Annotated in this window: 17 protein-coding genes and 1 CRISPR repeat array (1 of these 18 only partly in view); of the genes, 12 read left to right on the top strand and 5 right to left on the bottom strand. The window is 69.4% G+C overall.

All coding sequences use genetic code 11. The features are described 5' to 3' along the window. Positions 1-2,250, bottom strand: coding sequence for a hypothetical protein (locus OID54_RS30910; RefSeq protein WP_329024907.1), 2,250 nt, complete (start codon positions 2,248-2,250; stop codon positions 1-3). Between the two features lie 595 nt (positions 2,251-2,845). Here OID54_RS30910 and OID54_RS30905 point away from each other — a divergent pair. From OID54_RS30905 to OID54_RS30885, 5 genes are all read left to right on the top strand, one after another. Next, the gene (locus OID54_RS30905) at positions 2,846-4,669 is read left to right on the top strand and encodes an AMP-dependent synthetase/ligase (RefSeq protein WP_329024906.1); all 1,824 of its coding nucleotides are present in this window, start codon (positions 2,846-2,848) and stop codon (positions 4,667-4,669) included. A gap of 194 nt (positions 4,670-4,863) precedes the next feature. Next, positions 4,864-5,592, top strand: coding sequence for a phosphotransferase (locus OID54_RS30900; RefSeq protein WP_329024904.1), 729 nt, complete (start codon positions 4,864-4,866; stop codon positions 5,590-5,592). Positions 5,593-5,870: 278 nt separating this feature from the next. Continuing rightward, positions 5,871-6,155 carry a hypothetical protein gene (locus OID54_RS30895; protein WP_329024902.1) on the top strand — a complete coding sequence of 95 codons (285 nt, stop codon included), beginning with the start codon at positions 5,871-5,873 and terminating at the stop codon, positions 6,153-6,155. A 301-nt stretch (positions 6,156-6,456) separates the two neighbouring features. Further along, entirely contained in the window at positions 6,457-7,290 is an 834-nt protein-coding gene (locus tag OID54_RS30890) for an aldo/keto reductase (protein ID WP_329024900.1), read from the top strand. A 126-nt stretch (positions 7,291-7,416) separates the two neighbouring features. Continuing rightward, positions 7,417-7,872 (top strand): RICIN domain-containing protein, encoded by a 456-nt coding sequence (locus tag OID54_RS30885; protein WP_329024898.1) that lies wholly within the window; start codon positions 7,417-7,419, stop codon positions 7,870-7,872. 85 nt (positions 7,873-7,957) lie between these two features. Here the strand turns inward: OID54_RS30885 and OID54_RS30880 are convergent, their stop codons facing one another. Continuing rightward, a complete protein-coding gene (locus OID54_RS30880; RefSeq protein ID WP_329024896.1) occupies positions 7,958-8,950 on the bottom strand; it encodes an AraC family transcriptional regulator in 993 nt (330 codons plus the stop codon). An 80-nt stretch (positions 8,951-9,030) separates the two neighbouring features. On the opposite strand from OID54_RS30880, the gene OID54_RS30875 reads away from it, so the two are divergent. Beyond that, positions 9,031-9,882, top strand: a complete 852-nt coding sequence (locus OID54_RS30875) for an NAD(P)H-binding protein (RefSeq protein ID WP_329024895.1) — start codon at positions 9,031-9,033, stop codon at positions 9,880-9,882. Between the two features lie 152 nt (positions 9,883-10,034). Here the strand turns inward: OID54_RS30875 and OID54_RS30870 are convergent, their stop codons facing one another. Then, the gene (locus OID54_RS30870) at positions 10,035-11,600 is read right to left on the bottom strand and encodes an ATP-dependent DNA ligase (protein WP_329024893.1); all 1,566 of its coding nucleotides are present in this window, start codon (positions 11,598-11,600) and stop codon (positions 10,035-10,037) included. Positions 11,601-12,253: 653 nt separating this feature from the next. Here OID54_RS30870 and OID54_RS30865 point away from each other — a divergent pair. From OID54_RS30865 to OID54_RS30840, 6 genes are all read left to right on the top strand, one after another. After that, complete coding sequence (locus OID54_RS30865) at positions 12,254-13,438, top strand: MAB_1171c family putative transporter (RefSeq protein ID WP_329024891.1); 1,185 nt, start codon at positions 12,254-12,256, stop codon at positions 13,436-13,438. Then, positions 13,435-15,069 (top strand): FAD-dependent oxidoreductase, encoded by a 1,635-nt coding sequence (locus OID54_RS30860; RefSeq protein ID WP_329024889.1) that lies wholly within the window; start codon positions 13,435-13,437, stop codon positions 15,067-15,069. Before OID54_RS30865 ends, OID54_RS30860 begins: the two co-directional genes overlap by 4 nt. Positions 15,070-15,190: 121 nt before the next feature. After that, positions 15,191-15,739 (top strand): hypothetical protein, encoded by a 549-nt coding sequence (locus OID54_RS30855; RefSeq protein WP_443055803.1) that lies wholly within the window; start codon positions 15,191-15,193, stop codon positions 15,737-15,739. Between the two features lie 3 nt (positions 15,740-15,742). Beyond that, entirely contained in the window at positions 15,743-17,173 is a 1,431-nt protein-coding gene (locus tag OID54_RS30850) for an MAB_1171c family putative transporter (RefSeq protein ID WP_329024885.1), read from the top strand. Between the two features lie 137 nt (positions 17,174-17,310). Continuing rightward, the gene (locus OID54_RS30845) at positions 17,311-17,739 is read left to right on the top strand and encodes an SsgA family sporulation/cell division regulator (protein WP_329024883.1); all 429 of its coding nucleotides are present in this window, start codon (positions 17,311-17,313) and stop codon (positions 17,737-17,739) included. Between the two features lie 57 nt (positions 17,740-17,796). Further along, positions 17,797-18,609 (top strand): helix-turn-helix domain-containing protein, encoded by an 813-nt coding sequence (locus tag OID54_RS30840; protein WP_329024881.1) that lies wholly within the window; start codon positions 17,797-17,799, stop codon positions 18,607-18,609. On the opposite strand, the gene OID54_RS30835 is transcribed toward OID54_RS30840, so the two are convergent. Beyond that, complete coding sequence (locus OID54_RS30835) at positions 18,599-19,027, bottom strand: hypothetical protein (RefSeq protein ID WP_329024879.1); 429 nt, start codon at positions 19,025-19,027, stop codon at positions 18,599-18,601. The two genes, OID54_RS30840 and OID54_RS30835, sit on opposite strands and share 11 nt — an antisense overlap. A gap of 241 nt (positions 19,028-19,268) precedes the next feature. Further along, the gene (locus tag OID54_RS30830; RefSeq protein ID WP_329024878.1) at positions 19,269-19,430 is read right to left on the bottom strand and encodes a hypothetical protein; all 162 of its coding nucleotides are present in this window, start codon (positions 19,428-19,430) and stop codon (positions 19,269-19,271) included. A gap of 323 nt (positions 19,431-19,753) precedes the next feature. Beyond that, positions 19,754-20,081: direct repeats of the CRISPR family, unit length 30 nt; unit sequence TGTGGTCCCCGCGCATGCGGGGGTGGTCCC; it runs 129 nt beyond the window's last position.

Below are 20,081 nucleotides of genomic sequence, written 5' to 3'. Positions count from 1 at the left end.
TCAGCGCACCACCAGGCGTTCGTGCGGGGGTTCTTTCAATCGCGTGCTGTCCGCGTGCGGCCCCAGGAGGAACGCGCGGAGGGTGTACGGGGCGCTCTCGCCCGTTGCGGCCAGGTCGATCTCGCGCTGGACGGGGTCGCCGTCGCCGATCTCCACCCCGCTGACCCGCAGCACGGTGACGCCGTCAGCGGGGTTGCGGGGGCGGGGCGGCGGCAGCTTCTTCGTTCCGCCGGCGCGGGCGACCAGCACGAATTCCGGCAGGTCGCCCTCGTTCGGATCGCTTCGGTTGGGGTATTCGGCACGCAGCACGACTCGGCGTCGGCTGCCGGCGCGCCAACCGGGTTTGAGCAGTTCGTAGGAGATGGCCCGGTAGGGAGGGAGTTCGACGGTGGCACCGGCTCCTGCGGGGATCACCACATCGGCGTCGGCGAGCACGACGGCTTCGGCTCGAAAACGGACGGCTGCGGTGCCCACCTCCAGCCGTAGACCGCCCCTGGTCAGATATGCCGACTTGGTGACGATCTGCTGGTGCTGGTGCCCGTACTGCTCCCAGCTGACCTGCACCCGGGCCGCGTCACCGGGCCAGTCGAAGGCCAGATGGACCTGGTCGGGTGCCTCCCGCCGGACGGTCAGCCGTTCGACGGGCGCGGGTAGTTCCAGTTGGATCGAGGGACCGATACGGACCCGACCGTCGAGGACGCTCACCGCCGTCAGCCGGGCGCGGGTGCCGCGGGGCGGACGGAGTTGCGTGCTTCCGCGGGCGACGGGGGCCGAGGCGACGATGCGGTGCGGGGGCAGTTCGTCGAGGAGGAGATCGGTGCCTTCGGCGGGGGTGCGGGACGGCAGGTCCAGCAGTCGGACCTCGCTCCCCCGGCCGCCGCTCCAGACGGCGTTGACCGAGCCGCCGTCCCCTGCCGGTGCGGCATCGAGGGAAGTGATCGGATCGGGCCAGGGGTGGACCGTCGCCGACAGGGTGATACCGGGTGACAGGCCGTCTTCGCCGCTCGCCGTGCGGTAGTGGCAGCAGATCGTGTAGTGGTACTCGCCGGGGGCGAGGTCCCCATCGGTGAACCCGTCGCGCGTCGACGTCACGGGGTGTCCGCCGGGGTGGCGCGCCACGATGGTGTCGCTGGCGCGGGGCGGGGGCTGCCAGGCGGCGGTGATGCGGGCGCGGGCGTCGGTGATGTGCGGCTGGTCGACATCAGGGGCGAAGAGCAGGGGTGCGCTGTGCAGGGGCAGTTCCCGGACGCGCGGGTCCGCAGGACCTTCGAGCGGCAGGACCGCGTAGTGGACCCGCTCACCGAGCGGGGCCGTGTCATCGGTGAACGCGGTCGCATCGAGGGTCGGGACCAAGACGGTCCAGCGCCGGGAACTGGCGCGCACCAGACGGTAGGGGCCGGTGGTGTGGCCGGACCAATCCAGGTCGACGGCGTCGGGCCGGATCCGGGCCCTGATCCGCGGGCCGTCGTGGGGGGTGCGTAACAACGCGGTGACGGGGGCGTTCTCGTCGACGGCGGTACGGGCGGCACGCAGCCGCTGCGCCGCGGCGTCGGCCGGTCGTCCGATGCGCTCCAGCCGGTCGGCTTCGGTGAGGGAGGCGAGGGCCGCCGCTCGGCGCTGGGTGATCTTCCGGATGAGGGCGTCCAGCCGTTGGTCGCCGCCGGTGTCGCCGATCCGCGTCGCATGGGTGTGCGCACGGCGCAGTTCTCCGAGGTGCCAGGCGTCCACGATGTGCTCGGCCGCTTCGCGCCCTTCGGCGGTGAGTCGCGGGCGTTGACGGACGGCGAAGGCGAGGGCCTCGCATTCGTCGGGGTCGACTCCGAACTCGCGGGCGGCTTCCGGAGCGCAGCCGCGGGGGTGTTGTTGCAGGAGGACGGTCAACTCGTAGAGGACGATGCGGCGCAGCGCCATGGGGTCCGCCGCCAGGGCCTGGTCATAGCGGGCGAACAGCGCGGTGACGGCGGAGCGGTCGATGCCGGGGAGTGCGAGCCAGACGTCCCGGGTCTCATTGAGGGTGCGGCGGTTCACGGCGCGCCAGTGGCGGCCCCGTTCCGGCCGGTGGAGACCGTCGAGCACACGAAAGCGTCGGGAGCCGATGGGCGTCTCGGGAAAGAGCGCGTCAGCGGCATGACGGAGTTTCAGTCCTCGCTGGTGGGCGCAGAGTTCATTGACTCGGGGGACGAGAGGGGCGGCGGGCAGCGCTGGGACGGCTGCGGGCAAGCCCAGCAGGTGCCCGAAGTGCTGCGGCATCAGTCCCGTCCCCCACGTCACGATCCGTGCCCATATCTCAGCAGATCGCGATCAACGGCGGTAGCCGTTTGCCGAAGCATTCGTGTGTCGGTTTCACCGCGGGCGGGGCTGTTGCCGGGGACGGGAGTGAGCGGGTGCGTCCATCTGCGCGGGCGGGTCGCGGGAACGGGGGCTTCCACGTCACACCTGTTGCAGGGTTGGAAGTTGGGGCGGATGTTGCGGTGGAGTCGGTCGGGCCACACGAGGCGGTCATCGACTCGGACGTGGGCCGCGAATCACTGGGCGGGAGGCAAGTGATCGCAGCTGCTTGCCCGATATGGGCTTCCGTCCACTGCGCTCTCCGTCAAAGTTCGTAAAGCGGTCTCCACGGATCGGCAAAGCCGCGGTCACGCCACGGTACAGATTCCGTGGAGTTTTCGGACACCCACACTTACTCAAGAGTCAGAAGTACCCGCCCAACGACCGACGTATGATCGTTTCTTCGTTTCTGACCTGCACTGATGGATTTTCCGCATGATTTCGCAGCAGCGACCACCCCGACCGGAAGGTGGGGTACGGTCGCGGCGCTGTGCGGAGCACCACAAGGAGCAGGCCCTTGCGCGAGTTCACTGTCCCGCCATTGGACACATCGCCCCTGGTCGGTGGAGTGGCCGATGCCGTTTTCGACCGCGCCCGGGACGATCCCGGTCACATCGCGCTCGGGCGCAAGGACGCGGACGGCATCTGGCGCGACATCAGTTCCGGCCAGTTCCGGGACGAGGTGCTCTCGCTGGCCAAGGGGCTCATCTCCCAGGGAGTGCGCTTCGGCGATCGCGTGGCGCTGATGTCCCGTACACGGTACGAGTGGACGCTGTTCGACTTCGCGATCTGGACGGTCGGGGCCCAGTCGGTCCCCATCTACCCCACCTCATCCACGGAACAGGTCCTGTGGATACTGCACCACGCCGAAGTCTCGGCCTGCCTGGTCGAGCACGAGGACCATGCGATGACGGTCGGATCGGTCATCGGACGGCTGCCGCTCCTGAAGCGGCTGTGGCAACTCGACGCCGGTGTGGTGGGCCGCCTGGTCGCAGCGGGTGCGCACATCGACGACGAGGTGGTGCACCGGCACCGGCGTGCGGTGACCCCCGACTCCACGGCCACCGTGATCTACACCTCCGGCACCACCGGAAGGCCCCGTGGCTGTGTCATCTCGCACGCCAATCTGATGTTCGAAGCGGACACCCTGGCGGCCCGCTGGGCGCCGCTGTTCCGCACCCGCCCGAGCAGTTCGCCGGCCACCCTCCTCTTCCTGCCCCTAGCCCATGTCTTCGGCCGGATGGTCGAGGTCGCCGCGATCCGCAGCGGAGTGCGGTTCGGACACCAACCGAGCCTTCGTGAAGCCGAGTTGCTCCCGGACCTACGGACCTTTAGGCCGACGTTCCTCCTGGCCGTGCCGTACGTCTTCGAGAAGATCTTCCACACCGCACGGCGCAGGGCGGAGGCGGAAGGGCGGATCGGCCCGTTCGACCGCGCCGTCGAAGTCGCCGTGCGCTACGCCGAGGCCGTGGAACACCGCGCCTTCGGACTCGGTCCCGGACCGTCCGCGTCACTGCGGATGCAACACCAGTTCTTCGACAAGGCCGTGTACACCAAGCTGCGCGAGATGATGGGCGGCCGGGTGCGCCACGCCATGTCCGGGGGCTCGGGCATGGAGCGGCGACTCGGGCTCTTCTTCGCGGGTGCGGGTGTACCGGTCTACGAGGGCTACGGGCTCACGGAGTCGACGGCGGCGGCGACGGTGAACCCGCCGGAACGTCCCCGCTACGGCACGGTGGGACAGCCCGTCCCGGGGACCACCGTCCACATAGCCAAGGACGGCGAGGTGTGGCTGCACGGACCCCATGTGTTCGCCGGCTACCTCAACGACCGCAAGGGCACCGATTCCGTGCTGCGCGAGGGGTGGTTGGCCACGGGGGACCTCGGCTCCCTCGACGACGACGGCTATCTGACCATCACCGGGCGGAAGAAGGAGGTACTGGTGACCTCCAGCGGCAAGAGCGTGTCCCCGGTCGTACTGGAAGAACGGGTGCGGGCCCATCCTCTGGTCTCACAGTGCCTCCTCGTCGGCAATGACCGCCCCTACATCGCGGCCCTGGTCACCCTGGACCAGGAAGCCGTGGAGCACTGGCTGAGGATGCGACGCCGGAGCCCGCTCGGCCCGGCCGAGTCGGTGCGGGACCCGGAGTTGGAGACGGAGATCCGCAGGGCCGTCGTCGCGGCCAACTCCCTGGTGTCACAGGCGGAGGCGATCCGGACGTTCCGGATACTGGCCCAGCCCTTCAGCGAGGAACAGGGGTTGCTGACCCCATCACTCAAGCTGAAGCGCAGGGCGATCGAGGAGGCGTACACCGCGGAAGTGGCGGCGCTCTACCGTTGACGCCGGGGCACGCACACCGCAGGCACCACGGCGACAGCGCCGCGTCGACCCGGCCGCCTACCCAGCGTCGAACACCCGGGGCGCGGGTGTCCGGCCGACCCCAGCGGTGCACCGTGCCCCGACGGCCCAGGGTCGCTGCCGGACTTGGGGGATGCGCCGACTGACGGCGCATCCGTTGAACTAGTGTTCTCGTCATGAGCTTGGGGGAACTGGTCGGGTTCGGCCGTTCAGCGGATGTGTTCGCGATCGACGACCGATGGGTGTTGCGTCGATACCGGGATGGGGGCGACGCAACCGCCGAAGCACTCGTCATGCGCCATGTCGCCGAATACGGCTACCCGGTACCGGGTGTGCGGTCGTCCGAGGGCAACCAGGGTCCCGAGGCCCAGGTGGTTTCACACGCGACCCGCGGTGAACTCGTCCTGCAGCGACTGTCCGGGCCCACCCTGCGCAAGGCGATGCGGCAGGCCGCAGTCTCCGCCGATCAGACGGGTGCCATGCTCGCCGATCTCCTGCACCGCCTCCACACGATTCCCGCCCGCGTCTCCGCCGATCCCGAACACCGGGTGCTGCATCTGGATCTGCATCCGGACAATGTGATGCTCACCCCGAGCGGGCCGATGGTGATCGACTGGCGCAACACCGAGGAGGGGCACCCGGCGCTCGACTGGGCCATGACGGCGTTGATCCTGGCCCAGGTCGCCGTGGGCCCCACCGCCGAGGCCACGCACGGTCGGGCCGTGCTCGTCTCCCTGCTCCAGCGGCACGACCCTCTGATCCATCTGGGGGGAGCCCACGCCGACTGCCTGGCGAAGGCCCGTACACGAAGGGCGGCCGATCCGAACATGGACGCCCTGGAGGTACGGGTCCTCGACGACGCCGCGGCGCTCGTGCGCGAGTTGGAGACCGAACTGCGCGAGTAGGAGGGCGCGTTGGCCCCCGCACACTCCACGGCGGCAGCCGGGTCCCGGCGCAGGAGCGAGACGAGGAGCGGCGGGATGCGTTGCCGCCCACCGGTACGAGCTTTCTCGATCTTGTGTCCGGAAGCATCCCCGTGTGGTGGAACGCATGGCTAGGCTGGGCCGCGCCGGTCACCGTAGACCGACGGGCCCACCCAGCGTGCCATCCGGACGTCGCATGGGCCGGTCACGACGGCCGGCACGACGCAATGGAGAACAGGCTTGACGGGGGAGGTCACCGGATGACCGAGGTCAAGGTCGAGACCGTGGCGCTCGGTCGGATCACCGACGGTACGAGGCCCGCGCCCACACCGGGCGAGCGCTCGGCGGAGGTGGAAAAGGTCATCGTCCAGGCATCGCGGATCGCCCAGCGGTCGCTGGAACAGACGCCCGAAGAGGACGGCTGGCAGATCTCCGGCATGGAGGTCAGTTTCGGACTGACGCCGGCGGCCGAAGCGGGGGCCGTAGCCAGTGAGCCGCGCTTCGAGGTCACCCTCACCGTGGAGCGGGAACCGAACGCGCCCTGAGCCCGCACTGCTCACTGCTCACTGCTCACTGCAACCCAACCGACAACGGGCAGCCGACCACCGCGAGCGGGGCCGCACACGACCCATATGGATCACGGTGCTCCCCGAACCCCGAAGACCCATGAGCGACGGGCACACACCGCCATCGCGCCCTTCCACCACCCCCATCGAACGCTCGAACGAAAGCGAGATGCCTCCCCTTGGCCGTACCGTCGGTTGCAAGGGAATGACCTCCCGAGAATGATCGTTCTTCCAGGGAGAATGGGAGAGCACCCACCGACGACGTAAGGATTCCCCCCTCGTGAGCAAGGTCCCCTCCATCACCCTCAACAACGGTGTCGCGATGCCCCAGCTCGGATTCGGAGTCTGGCAGGTGCCGGACGACGAGGCGGAGCGGGCGGTGACCACGGCCCTGGAGGCCGGATACCGCAGCATCGACACGGCGGCCGTCTATGAGAACGAAACCGGTACGGGCCGAGCGGTCGCCACCTCCGGACTGCCCCGCGAGGACCTCTTCATCACCACCAAGCTGTGGAACAGCGACCAGGGGTACGACTCCACCCTGCGCGCGTTCGACGCATCCTTGGACCGGCTGGGTCTGGACTACGCGGATCTGTATCTGATCCATTGGCCCATGCCTGCACAGGACACCGCGGCGGACACCTACCGGGCCTTCGAGAAGATCCTGGCGGACGGCAGGGTCAAGGCGATCGGCGTCTCGAACTTCCTGCCGGAGCACCTGGAGCGGCTGTTCGACAAGACGTCCGTGGTCCCGGCCGTCAACCAGATCGAGCTCCACCCCCATCTCCAGCAGGAAGCCTCCCGGGAGTTCCACGCCCGGCACGGCATCGCGACCGAGGCATGGTCACCGCTGGGGCAGGGCAAGGGCCTGCTGGAGGTCCCCACGGTCGTGGCCGTGGCGCACAAGCACGACCGCACCCCGGCCCAGGTGGTGCTGCGCTGGCACCTTCAGCTGGGCAATGTGGTGATCCCCAAGTCGGTGACGCCTTCCCGCATCCAGGAGAACCTCGATGTGTTCGGGTTCGAACTCGACGCGGACGACCTGGCCGCCCTGAAGGCGCTCAACGAGGACCGGCGGCTGGGGCCGGACCCGGCGACCTTCAACGTCGCCTGAGACGCAGGTCGTTCACCTCGGCGACCCGGGCCGCCCGTCCTTCCATGCGGTCATGGGTCGCAACACCTCCCATATTCTCGTACACTTGTTCGATGTGAGTGTTGGGTCGAGCAAGGAGTACATGACGTGAGCGGGGCCCTCTCGGCCGGCCGGTACCTGGTGCGCAACACCGGCAGTGGACTGCTCCTGGAGGTGTACCGCGGGGCGAAGGGCAGCGGCGCCGTGGTGCAGCAGGGCGTGGAGGACGGTTCCGTCGCCCAGCAGTGGCAGATCGACCCGGTACCGAACGGCGGCGGTCTCTACCACTTCGTGAGCGTCGCCAGCGGCAAACGACTCGACGTGGCCAATGCCTCCACCGAGAACGGGGCCCGCGTCCAGCAGTGGCGCGCCAACAACTTCGGCGCCCAGGAGTGGATCGTCGAGCAGCGGCTCGACGCCCCGGGCACGGTCTCCATCGTCAGCTTCATCAGCGGGCTCCTCCTGGAGGTCGCCGACGGCAGCAAGGAGGGCGGCGCCCGGGTGCAGCAGTGGGAGGACAGCGACTCCCCCGGTCAGCAGTGGCAGCTTGAACCCTGCCCCTGAGCCGCACCACCCGGGCGTCGGGAGCAGCGGGCACCCCTGTCAACTCGCCCCCCGTCCAGCCGGGTTGCCCGGTGGCGGTGATCGCTCATGGAATCAGAATCGCCCGTGACCGATGTGCGGACGAGGGTCGTTGCCGTGTCGGCAATGCGGTTCCCGTGCGGTGTTCCTGCGGGCTGATGCCGCGGACCCGTTTGAAGGCGGCGCTCAGTGCGAACGAACCGCTGTAGCCGACTTTGCGGGCCACGGTGTCGATCGTGGCGTTCGTGGTGCGCAGCAGATCGGCGGCGAGGTCGAGGCGCCAGCGCGTGAGGTGGGTCATCGGCGGCTCGCCCGCGAGTTCATGGAAACGTCGGGCGAGTTGGGCCCGGGAGACACCACAGGCGCCGGCGAGGGAAGCCACCGTCCAGGGGTGGGCCGGGTCGTTCTGCATCAGCCGTAGGGCTCGCCCCACGACGGGGTCGCCCAGGGCGACGTACCACGCCGGGGCGTGGGCCTCGGGCCGGGCGAACCAGGAGCGCAGGGCGGCGACCAACAGCAGGTCCAACGTCCGGTCGAGCATCACGCTCTGCCCCGGCTCCTCGCGCTCCATCTCCTCGGCGAGGAAGGGCAGCAGTGGGCACTTCCAGGTGTCGGCGGGGAGGTGGACCAGCGGGGGCAGCGCGTCGAGCAGTCTGTCGCTGACCTCGCTCTGCACCTGGTAGGTGCCGACCTGGACGACGGTGGAGCCGTGCTCGTCGTTGCCCCAGGTTCGTACGCCCATGCGCATGGCCTGGTCGAGCGGCTCCCCCCACAGGGTGCGGCAGGTACCGCCGGGGCCGGCCACCACCTGAGGTGCGGTGTCGGGGCTGTCCGCGACGGTGTAGGGCACCGGACCGCGCATGACGGCCAGATCACCGGGGTGGAGTCGGACCGGGTCCCCGCCGTCGGGGACGATCCAGGCGGCCCCCTCGGTCAGGCACATCAGGGACAAGGGTGCCTCGTCCTCGACCCGAATGGACCAGGGCGGGGACATCACCATGCGGAGCAGGAAGGCTTCACGGGCGCGAGGCCCGTCCAACAGTCCGGCAAGTGCATCCATGGAAGCATCCTAGACGGATACGTATGGAACTGAGCCTCTGGAGCATGGATCGTCCACGATGGATGATCGAACCTGGTGTCATGACAGCGAATGCAGAGCAGGACACGGTGTTGGTGACGGCGGCGACGGGCAAGACGGGCCGACGGGTGGCGGCGCGGCTGCGCACCCGGGGCACCCCGGTCCGGGCGGGTTCCCGCACCCCCGGGAGCGGTGCGGGCGAGGTCGTCTTCGACTGGGAGTCCCCGGCGACCTGGGCCCCGGCGGTGCAAGGGGTGACCTCGGTGTACGTCGCCTTCTACCCCGATCTCGCGGCGCCCGGAGCCGTCGAGGCTATGAGCGCTTTCGGCCAGGTGGCCGCGGCGCAAGGAGTGCAGCGCCTGGTGTTGCTGTCGGGCCGCGGTGAGCCGGAAGCGGTGACGGCGGAGGATGCGCTACGGAAGTCGGGGGTGCCGCTGACGGTCGTACGAGCGGCCTTCTTCGCCCAGAACTTCTCCGAAGGCGTGTTGGCGGACAGTGTCGCCCAGGGGGCGATCGCCTTTCCCGGAGGGCAGACGCCCGAACCGTTCATCGACGTGGACGACCTGGCCGACGTCGTGGTGGCCGCATTGACCGAGGACGGCCATCTGGGCCAGACGTACGAGATCACCGGCCCGCGGCTGCTCACGTTCGGGCAGGCGGCCACGGACCTGGGGGCCGCGCTCGGCCGCGAGGTGAAGTATCTGCCGGTGTTGGAGAACGAGTTCGCCGCCCTGCTCCAGCAGGTCGGATTCCCCGAGCCGGACGCCGCCTGGCTGGCGGCGCTGTGCACCATGCTGATGGGCGGGCACAACGCGTCGACCACCGACACCGTGCGCGAGCTGCTGGGGCGCGCCGCGAAGGACTTCGTGGACTTCGCCCGGGACGCGGTGGTGGAGGGCGCCTGGAAGGAGTGATCCGGGTTGCCGTGGTCCGCTGAGTCGGCGCTCGACGGACCGCGGCGACGCCGACGGGCAGCTTCGGCGCACAGCTTCCGCGGCAGCGCAGGCAGTGGTAGGGGTCCGGGCGCGGGCGCTCCTGGCTCCTGGCTCCTGGCTCCTGCGTGGCGCTATGCCCCCGCCTCCGGTGGCGCGACCACCGGGCCGTCTTCGAGCAGCCGGTCCACCGTATCGGCCTCGCGGGCGGACTTGTCGGGGCGGTGGCGCAACACCCGGGCGAACCGCAGGGTGACCCCGGCCGGATAGCGCGACGAGCGCTGCACCCCGTCGTAGGCGATCTCCACCACCAACTCGGGGCGCACCCGTACCGTGAATCCGTCGTCGTCGAGCGCCAGTTCACCGAGTCGGGCGGTCTGCCAGCGCAACATCTCGTCCGTCAGTCCTTTGAAGGTCTTGCCGAGCATCACGAAGGTGCCGTCCGCGGTGCGGGCGCCCAGATGGAGGTTGGAGAGCGTCCCGGTACGGCGACCGTGCCCCCATTCGGCGGCGAGGACCACCAGATCAAGGGTGTGTACGGGCTTCACCTTCAACCAGGAGCGTCCGCGGCGGCCCGCCGAGTAGGGCGCGTCGAGCGCTTTGACCAGGACGCCTTCATGGCCGCGCCGCATGGTGGCGGCCATGAACTCCTCGGCCTCGGTGAGCTGCCTATCGTCCGACGGGTCAAGGACCACGGTCCGCCGGATGCGCATCGGCTCGGGAACGACCCGGGCGAGGACGGCATGGCGCTCGGCGCTGGGAAGGTCGAGGGTGTCCTCGCCGTCCGCGGTCAGGACGTCGAAGAAGACCGGCGACACGGGCAGCGCGGCACGGGCCGCAGCCACGTCGGTGCGCGACCCCACCCGGGAGGCGATCTCCTGGAAGGGCACGGGTCGGCCTGACGCGTCCACCGCGATGACCTCACCGTCGAGGATGAAGGGGTCGCTTCCCATGCCGCGTGCCGCCGCGCTCACCTCGGGCAGCCGATCGGTGATGTCGTCGAGCGACCGGGTGAAGATACGGATCAGCGCACCATCCCGGTGGACCTGGATACGGATGCCGTCGAGCTTCTCCTCGACCGCACAGGGGGCGGCGAGCGTTCGTACGGCATCGCCGACCGTCTTCGCGGTGTGAGCGAGCATCGGGTGTACGGGGGTGCCGACCCTGAGCCGGAACCGGGCGAGGGCGTCCGGGCCTTCGGCGAGGAGCGTTCGTGCGACCCGGGGGAGGGAGCCGTCGAGCATGACCGCACGGCGCACAGCTGGCGGCGGCGCGTTCGCGGCCCGGGCGACGGCCTCCAGGGCGATGGCGTCGAGTGCCCCTTGCCGCACCTCCCCCATCAGCAGCCGGGTGAGGAACTGCTGCTCCTCGGCGGTTGCGGCGGACATCAACTGCGCCACCAGGCGTCTGCGCTCCCCCTGGGAGCCGGGGCCCTGGAGTGCGGCGAGCGCGGTGAGCGCCCGATCGACGCCCAAGACGGTCAGGGTGGCGTCGCGGGCGGGCGGCGGCGGCTCCTTGAGGGTGCTCCATCCGATGCCGATGCGACCTTGGGGGACGCGTCCGGCGAGGTAGGAGATGACCAGGGGGACCAGCGCGGGGTCGGTGTCCGAGAAGAGCTCGGCCAGTAGTTCGGTCTTCCGCGAACGCGCTGACGTCGCGGCCACGTCCCGGGACACGTCGGCGAGTCGAGCCAGCAGCATGGGGCCATGGTGCCCCGCACCTCGGAGCACCGCATCCCAGGGCGGTTCGGAATCCACGGGCGGATCGAGCCCGTCCGGCCCGGGGCGATCTCGAACGGCTGTACGCCTGTGCGGTGTATGCGCCACCGCCCCTCAGGAACGCGGTCACGGCGGGAGCTCGGGCCGTGACCGCGACTCCGCTGGGAACGGTCCCCTCGCGGGACGGCCCCGTACCTCTCGCAGGCTTGCGTCGCCCACGCCACGGAGGGACCTCCGCAAGCGGCCTGATCGAGGGGTGCCGACCAGGCACCGATCGCCCTCCCACAGCCGTCCTGAGGGACTGGTACCCGGTCAACTGTCGTGACGTATCAAGCCTGTTGCATACTGATGCACTACATCGCGGCATACGTACCCGCCCCCACGATCCCCCAGCGCGCGGAAGTCCGCCCCGAGGGACCGAGGGACGCGGGGCACAGCCCGCGGCGTACGGTGACACGTGGGTGGAGGAGCCCGACGAGTGTCCGTTCAAGGGCAGTTGAGAGCGTCGGGCAGAACCGGGGGTGGGCCGTGCGGAGCATGGACGGGGCAGCGCGCCGATCGAGCGCACGCCCGGAATCGGAACGCCGAGGACCGACGGCCGGCGTCGCCGTGCACCCCGGACGAGGTGGTGCCCCATGGACGACGTGAGCATGACGGCCCCCGCCGCGCTCCTCTTCGGAGCCTTCCTGGTGAAGCTCCCGGCCCTGGTGCGCAATCGGCACGACATCCTGCTGCGCGCGGTCTGCGGTCTGCTCCTCGTCGCCAGTCTGGTGTTCCTGCTGGCGGCCGTTCCGACGGTCGCTGCGATCAACCGGATCTCAGGGGTGCCCAACCTCGCCGCCCCCATGGTCTATGCGGTACTGACCGCTTTCAGCGGCGCCTGTGTCGTACTGATCATCATCTGGCGCGGTGGCACCACGGAAGCGACGCGAAGGGCCTCGTCGTTCTGCGTGATCGCCTATGGGCTGGTGATCATCGCTCTGATCGTGCTGTTCATCCTCGGGGACGCACCGGTGGAACGGCGCGAGGACCTCGACACCTACTACGCCAACACCCCTTTCATCCGCGAGATGATCGTGCTGTACCTCCTGGCGCACAGCGTGGCATCCGTCGTGATGACCGTGCTGTGCTGGCGCTGGTCGCTCCAGGTGAAGGGCGTGCTCCGGGTCGGCCTGTTGCTGATCTTCGGGGGGTACATCCTCAACCTCGGCTTCGATGTGGCGAAGCTGTCGGCCGTGGGTGCCCGCTGGGCCGGCCACGACTGGGACACCCTGTCCACCGATGTGGCCCGTCCGCTGGCCTCGGTGGCGGCCCCGCTGGTGGGCGGTGGTTTCATCCTCCCGCTGGTGACCCAACGGGTCGGCATCGGCTGGCGAACGGCCGTGCGCTACCACCGTCTCGCGACCTTGGAACGGCAGTTGACGGGCGCCTCCGGCAGCGGCACATCGGCGGTGGCCATCGGCCTCTGGGCCTCGCTGGAGCTGCGCCTCACCCAGCGCGAGGCCGCCATCCATGACGCGATCATCGGTCTGCGGCCGTACTTCGACTCGGCGATCCACGACGAAGTCCACGGCCAGGCCCTGGCCCAGGGGCATCCTCCTGACCGGGCCCGCATCCTCGCTGACGCGGCGATGGTCGCCGCGGCCGGCGAAGTACAGGCGGCACACCCCAGCCGGACGACCCTTGTCGAGGGCAAGGAGTCCGTGCAGCCTTCCACCCAAGCGGATGACCTTGTGCAGATGTCGCTGGCACTGCGCCGTTCGCCCCTCGTCCATGAAGCGTGCCGCCGGGCGGCCTTGTCGGAGAGCAGCAACTCATGAGTGAACCCTTCAGATCCCCGCGAGCCGCCCGGGTGCGTCGGGCAGTGATCATCGGAGGAGGGTTCGCGGGTGTTCTGGCAGCCGCCGCGTGCCGGGCGTTCGTGGACGAGGTGACCATCGTGGAGCGCGACTCCCTGCCCAAGGAGCCGCTCCCCCGCAAGGGACTGCCGCAGGCACGGCACCTCCACGCACTGTGGTCGGGTGGCGCGGACGCCGTCGAGTCACTCGTCCCCGGGGTGACGGGCGAACTGCTGGCCGCTGGTGCCCGGCGCGTTCCGCTGCCCACCGGAATGGTCTCGCTGTCACCCGGGGGGTGGTATCGACGCTGGCCGGAATCGCACTATCTGATCGCCTGTAGTCGGGACTTGTTGGACTGGGCGATCAGAGACCTGGTGGTCCATCAGCCGCGTGTCACCGTGGTGGAGGAGGCCGAACCCCTGGGTCTGACGGGCGATGCACGGCGGGTCGACGGGGTCCGAATACGGTTGAGGGACGGCTCCGAGCAGCTGTTGACGGCCGATCTTGTCGTCGATGCCTCGGGCCGTTCCTCACTGGGACCCCGATGGTTGCGGGAGCTGGGGGTCGGGCCGGTCAGGGAGTTGGCCGTCGATGCGGGTGTGGCGTACGCCAGCAGGGTCTACCGCGCCCCGGTCGGCTCCGAGGACTCGCCGGTCTTCGTCATCCAACCGGACGCCCGGCTGCCCGGGCCGGGCCAGTCCGCGAGCATCATGCCGATAGAGGACCAGCGCTGGTTGGTGAGTCTGTCGGGTACCCGCGGCGGCGAACCGACGAACGACGAGACCACCTATCTGGATTTCGCCAAAGGTGTGCGCCATCCGCTGGTGGGAGAGCTCCTCGCGCACGCCGAGCCGTTGAGCGGGATCACGGTGACGCGCAGCACGGTGAACCGACGGCGGCTCTACGAGCGGTGCCGACACCTTCCCGAGGGATTTGTGGCGGTCGGCGACGCCGTCGCCGCGCTCAACCCGATCTACGGGCAGGGCATGTCGGTAGCGGCGCTCGGAGCGGTCGCACTCCGTGACGAACTGCGCCGGGCCGGGGTCACCGCCCCGGGGCTCGCCCGGCGCGCCCAGCGCGCGATCGCCCGGCCCGCCCAGGTGGCATGGGCGCTCGCGACCGGGCAGGACATCTTCTACCCCGGCTCAAGGGGCCGGCTCCCCAACGCCGTCGATCGGCTGGTGAGCCGCTATGTCAACCGGCTCGTCACCACCTCCACCGGCTCGTACTCCATGGCCAAGGCGCTCACGGACGTGATGACGCTCCAGTCCGGCTTCGACCGGTTGATCCGCCCGGATGTGCTGATCGGAGCGGTACGGGGGCCACTGCGGCCCCGGCTGTCGGGACCGCCGCTGACCCGACGGGAGCTCGGATACCTCGACCCCGACGAACACAGCGAACCGCACGAACACAGCGACCCCAACGGCCTGGACGGTGGCGGGGGCGGCCCACGTGAACCGGCCGCAGTACGGCACGAGTCCGGACCGGCCGATCGGAGCGCCTCGGGTCCGGGCTCCCGGGTCGAAGTCACCGGAAAGCGACACGGAACCACGGCACGGGCACACCGCGCACCGGATCGCGCGGCACAACAGGATCCGCCGGACATCACCTGATCGTGTCCGGATTCCTCAGCACGTTACCGGGAGTCCGCGCCCACACCCCCTCGGCCTCGATACGGTGTGGGCGCAGGCCGAGGTCGTCGAGCAGGGGAGCGGAGTGGGCACCAAGAGCGCGATGCGCCAGCTTCGCGACGAACTGACCCGTGCAATCGAACAGGCCAGGCCGGTCGGACCCGAGGATGTCTTCGCCGCCCTGTGCGCCCGGCTCAGCGAACGGCGTGGCAGGCCGGTGGTCCTCCATCTGGTCGACTTCCCTCCACAGACGGCCAGCGGGCTCTATCTGGACATGGCGGACCGGGATGTCATCTGCGTCCAGGCGACCACTTCGCCCCTCCACCAACTGATCATCTTCGGCCATGAGGTCTGGCACATGGTCGCCGGACACGGCAGCGCGCATCCCGCCGTGCTGGTCGACCCCGCCAACCGGGCACCTGATGGAACGGCCACCGCCGCCCGGTTGGCCACCGACAACACCGGCCTGCCGACCGTGGCGAAACTCGCCGCGCGCACCGACTTCCGCCAGGCACAGGAGACGGAAGCAGAAACCTTCGGACTGGAGCTCGGGGCCCAACTGCGCCGTTGGCTGGAACGACCGGGCGACACCGCACCCACCAGCGCACTCGCCCAGCGTATCCAGGCATCTCTCGGACACCGCCAAGGCTGAACCATGCGCAACAGCGACTACTACCTCCCGTCCGTCCTCCTGGCCATCGCCCTGGCCGCGAGATTGCCCGCGCTGCGCCGCGGCTGGCGTGATCCGCTCGTACGCTCGGTGCACTTCCTGCTGTTCACCGCCACGTCCTGCTTCGTCCTCGCCGCCCCCGCCACCATCGCCCTGATCAACGGCCTCACGGATACGCCCAACATCGCCGCCCCACTCGTCTACTGCTTCCTGTGTGCGTTCAGCTGTACCTGTCTGGTCCTGATCGCGTACTGGCGCGGCGGCCCTCCGGAGCGCGTCAGACGGGTGACCCGCGGCTGGATCGCGGCGTACGGGACGGTGATCGCCGTCCTTCCCGTCCTCTTTGTCCTCGGGGAAGCCCCGGTGGAGCGGCTGCGGGACTTCGACACGTACTACGCCCACACCCCGTTCCTGCGGGAGATGATCGTCCTCTATCTGCTGGCGCACACGGTGGCAGCCGCCGTGACCACGCTGATGTGCCTCCTGTGGGCGCGGGCGGTGGGCCAGTGGCTGCGGGTGGGGCTGTGTCTGTTGGTGGCGGGATTCTTCTTCAACCTCTCCTTCGGGGCGGCCAAGCTGACCGCGATCAGCGCTCGATGGGCGGGCGGGGACTGGGACGTGCTCAGTACGACGGCCGCGCCGCTGCTGGCCTCGGCCGGTGGGCTGACCACGGCGATCGGGTTCCTGGTGCCGCTCCTCGCACCGCGGGTCACGGCAGCCCTCCAAGCCGGCCTCACGTACACCCGCCTCGGTGCGCTGTGGCACTGGCTCAGCCGCGCGCAACCGGGTGCAGAGGTGCCGAGGCGCCCTCGGATTCCCTGGTGGGCGGCGCCCGAACTGCGGTTGACGGTCCGCGAGACGGTGATTCACGACGAACTGCTCAGGCTCCAGCCGTACCTCGACGACCGTGTGCGGCGCCGGGCCTATGCATCGGCGGTCGTGGGCTACGCGCCCCGGCGGTACGCCAAGGCGGTGGGCGTGGCGGCGATGGTGGTCACGGCGGTGGAGGCACGCCGCGACGGCCAGCCACCGGGCGAGGGCTCGGATCCCGCACAGGCGGGTGTCCATGCCTTGACCGCAGCGCTCAGTCCCGGGCGGGAGGGGTTGGTGCGACTGTCGCAGATACTGCGCTCGCCCTACGTCACCGATGCGGTCCGCAAGGAGGCCGCCGGTTCGGCGGTGCCCCCGTCTGACGGCGAGGACGGGGCACAGCCTGCCGGCGACGACACAGTGCCGCGTCGGGCCACGGTTCGGCCCGGCCCGATCCCCGCGCCGTCACACGAGTGCGCACCCACGGCCATCGATCGAGGGCGCTGTCGGGCCCGTTGTCGTCAGGGAATCACCTGGATGTCGTACGGAGTCCGCTGCGCGGTCCAGCCGTGCACCCTTGAGGATCGCCCCATCGACCCCGTCTGAGCTGGGCGAAGACAACACCGACCAGCGAGAGTGACATAGGTCACACCATACGATCGTCCTTCTGGTGGAGTTTCCCGGAGCCGAACTGCGTCGTAGCCCACGAGGAGTTGACCAAGCAGCCACAGAGGAGCGCCTCGATGTTCCCCACTGTTGAAGAGCCGGTCCCGGCCCACCTCATCAGCGACGCACCCGAGCCCGTGACCGTGACCGTCCGTCTGAACTACGACGCCCAGGACCCGCTTGCGGTCCATATGATCTTCCCCACCGCGGTCTCCCTCGACGGGGCGTGCGTCACCTGGACCTTCGCCCGTGCACTCTTGGATTCAGGACTGCACACGCCGTCGGGTGAGGGCGATGTCCACATCTGGCCCTACAACCGTACGCACACGATGGTGGAACTGCGCTCGGCCGAGGGAGTGGCCTTGTTGCGCTTTGCCAGCGGTCGACTGCGGCACTTCCTGCTCCATTCGTACGCCACGGTCCCGACGGAGTCGGAGAGCCAGGCCCTCGACATCGACGCCGGCCTCGCGGCCCTGCTCGGCAAAGCGAAGGATTGGCAGGACTGACCGAGTCGACCCGCCCCTGGCACTCCCCCGCCTGATCCGGCGTACTACCGTCGAGACATGACGACTGCCGCATCGAGGACGACGGAAGTGGGTCCGCTCCTGCGCGGTTGGCGCGAGCGGCGACGGGTGAGCCAGTTGGAACTGGCCCTGCGCGCGGACTCCTCCGCCCGGCACATCAGCTTCATCGAAACGGGACGCTCCCGCCCCAGCGAAGAGATGGTCCTACGCCTCGCCCAACACCTCGACGTACCCGTCCGGGAACGCAACTCGCTGCTCCTGGCCGCGGGCTATGCGCCCAAGTACACGGAGACACCCCTCGCCGATCCCGCGATGACAGGGCTGCGCGAGGGAATCGATCGGCTCCTGGTGGGCTACGAGCCCTATCCGGCGCTCGTCGTCAACGGCGTCTACGACGTGGTGGCTGCGAACCGCGGCATCGGCATGCTGTTGGAGGGGGTCGCGGACCATCTGCTGACACCGCCGCTCAACGCCATGCGCATCACGCTCCACCCCGAGGGCCTGGCCCCGCGCATCCGGAATCTGCGCGAGTGGCGCGCCCATCTCCTGGCCCAGATGGAGCGTCAGATTGCGCTGGTCCGCTCCCGGGAACTGCGCGCCGTGTACGAGGAGGTGGCCGGCTATCCCACACCGCCGGGCGGGGAACCGATGAAGGCCGGCCCTGAGTTCGCCCCGCATCCCTACTTCGCGCTGCCGATGCAGATCGAACACGACGGGCACGTGCTCTCCTTCGTGTCCTCGATCTCCACCTTCAACACCCCCATGGACGTGACGGTCGCCGAGTTGGCCATCGAGACATTCCTGCCCGCCGACCCGGCGACCGTCGAATTCCTGCGCTCGCTCACCCTCTGAAGGGGGTCTCCCGAGCCCCGAGAGCCGCCCACTGAAGCGCGGCGAAAGCCGCCACCACCAGCGACTGGAGCACGATCCACACCGAACCCGCGACGGTCGGGTCGAACCAGAGCAGGGGTGAGGCGAGGCTCAGCACGACCCACAGCGCATTGCACTCGATCACGAGCTTCACGGGGAACGCGGGCGGGTTGCGCCGGGCGCCGACCACTGCGACCGCGAGCGCGTATCCGATGAGGAAGATCCCCAGGACCAGGAGGGGCCCCTCGCCCACCCCGGTCAGTCGGGCAACGGTGCCGGGAACCGCGGCGTAGGCCAAGCCGTTGGCTCCGGTGACGACCGCGTCGAGGAGCAGGAAGCGGCGCAGCATGGTCCGGGGCTCGGTGGTGCGGGCGATACCGGAGAGAAACGTGGTGGACATGGTGGATCGGCCTCCATCGGGGTCGGCTGGACTCTCGGGTTCCAGTGACCCGGGCGGAGTGCGCCGCCCGGGTCCCGGTGGGTCCAGACTGCCGGCGGGGATGACTGAGGTCGATTACGCCAGAGGTAATGGCGGAGTCGGCTCCAGCTGCGGCTTACGCCCAGGTCACGCCGTCGCCCACATGGAGACTCTGACGGCGGGCCAGGACGGGAGCCACGGAAGGTGATTCACGGGCCCAGACTCAGCCTTGGGTACCACCGGCGCTGAAAATGCGGTCCATCGCTTCCGCTCCATCAGTGATCACAGGGCGCAACTGCTCCTGGTGGACCCGTTCCTTGGTAGCGGTACGACCGTGTCCCACGGCCCGGGCCATGACCTCAATGGGAATCCCGTGGTCAGACATCAGGGATACGGAACTCGTCCGAAGCTCCCGCGTCGTCCATTCGCACGGAGCTTTGAATCCTGCATCCTTCAGCAGCGCTCTGAAGTCGCGCAAGACATGGGTCGAGGACCACACCTGACCACCTTCGCTCGGAAACGCCGGTCAGGGGCAGTGGGCGGGTAGATCGCCTTGGGAAGCGGATATCGATGGCGACCCGATGAATGCGGGATACTCATGGCGTCGCACCGCCGCGAGCAAAGACCAGAAAGATTGCCCGATATGCCGGACCTTGCAGAAGTAAGTAAAAACAGGCTTCCGCTGAGATGAAACCGCTGGTCAGGAACTGTGGTCCCCGCGCATGCGGGGGTGGTCCCCACTCGACGCTGTTCTTGAGCCGGTCCGGGGTGTGGTCCCCGCGCATGCGGGGGTGGTCCCGTCATGGCGCTCCGTCGCCGTCAAGAGGGCATGTGGTCCCCGCGCATGCGGGGGTGGTCCCCTCTCGGAGCGTCTTCGGGTCTATGTGGGCTGGTGGTCCCCGCGCATGCGGGGGTGGTCCCCAATTGGCTTTGGCCTACGATGTGTGCATTGTGTGGTCCCCGCGCATGCGGGGGTGGTCCCGTCACCACGGGCACGGTGATGTCCAAGTTGAGGTGGTCCCCGCGCATGCGGGGG

The organism is Streptomyces sp. NBC_00690 (genome assembly GCF_036226685.1).
Classification (GTDB): domain Bacteria; phylum Actinomycetota; class Actinomycetes; order Streptomycetales; family Streptomycetaceae; genus Streptomyces.
Note: the sequence above shows the minus strand (reverse complement) of the source record. Positions and strands in the feature narration are given on the sequence as shown.

Bases quoted from the DNA above. Each gene is read 5' to 3' on its own strand.
- OID54_RS30870 (WP_329024893.1), bottom strand. From the start codon at position 11,600: ATGCTGCTGGCTCGACTCGCCGACGTGTCCCGGGACGTGGCCGCGACG.
- OID54_RS30855 (WP_443055803.1), top strand. From the start codon at position 15,191: ATGCGCCAGCTTCGCGACGAACTGACCCGTGCAATCGAACAGGCCAGG.
- OID54_RS30875 (WP_329024895.1), top strand. From the start codon at position 9,031: ATGACAGCGAATGCAGAGCAGGACACGGTGTTGGTGACGGCGGCGACG.
- OID54_RS30840 (WP_329024881.1), top strand. From the start codon at position 17,797: ATGACGACTGCCGCATCGAGGACGACGGAAGTGGGTCCGCTCCTGCGC.
- OID54_RS30895 (WP_329024902.1), top strand. From the start codon at position 5,871: ATGACCGAGGTCAAGGTCGAGACCGTGGCGCTCGGTCGGATCACCGAC.
- OID54_RS30850 (WP_329024885.1), top strand. From the start codon at position 15,743: ATGCGCAACAGCGACTACTACCTCCCGTCCGTCCTCCTGGCCATCGCC.
- OID54_RS30910 (WP_329024907.1), bottom strand. From the start codon at position 2,250: ATGCCGCAGCACTTCGGGCACCTGCTGGGCTTGCCCGCAGCCGTCCCA.
- OID54_RS30860 (WP_329024889.1), top strand. From the start codon at position 13,435: ATGAGTGAACCCTTCAGATCCCCGCGAGCCGCCCGGGTGCGTCGGGCA.
- OID54_RS30865 (WP_329024891.1), top strand. From the start codon at position 12,254: ATGGACGACGTGAGCATGACGGCCCCCGCCGCGCTCCTCTTCGGAGCC.
- OID54_RS30880 (WP_329024896.1), bottom strand. From the start codon at position 8,950: ATGGATGCACTTGCCGGACTGTTGGACGGGCCTCGCGCCCGTGAAGCC.
- OID54_RS30900 (WP_329024904.1), top strand. From the start codon at position 4,864: ATGAGCTTGGGGGAACTGGTCGGGTTCGGCCGTTCAGCGGATGTGTTC.
- OID54_RS30835 (WP_329024879.1), bottom strand. From the start codon at position 19,027: ATGTCCACCACGTTTCTCTCCGGTATCGCCCGCACCACCGAGCCCCGG.
- OID54_RS30845 (WP_329024883.1), top strand. From the start codon at position 17,311: ATGTTCCCCACTGTTGAAGAGCCGGTCCCGGCCCACCTCATCAGCGAC.
- OID54_RS30830 (WP_329024878.1), bottom strand. From the start codon at position 19,430: ATGTCTGACCACGGGATTCCCATTGAGGTCATGGCCCGGGCCGTGGGA.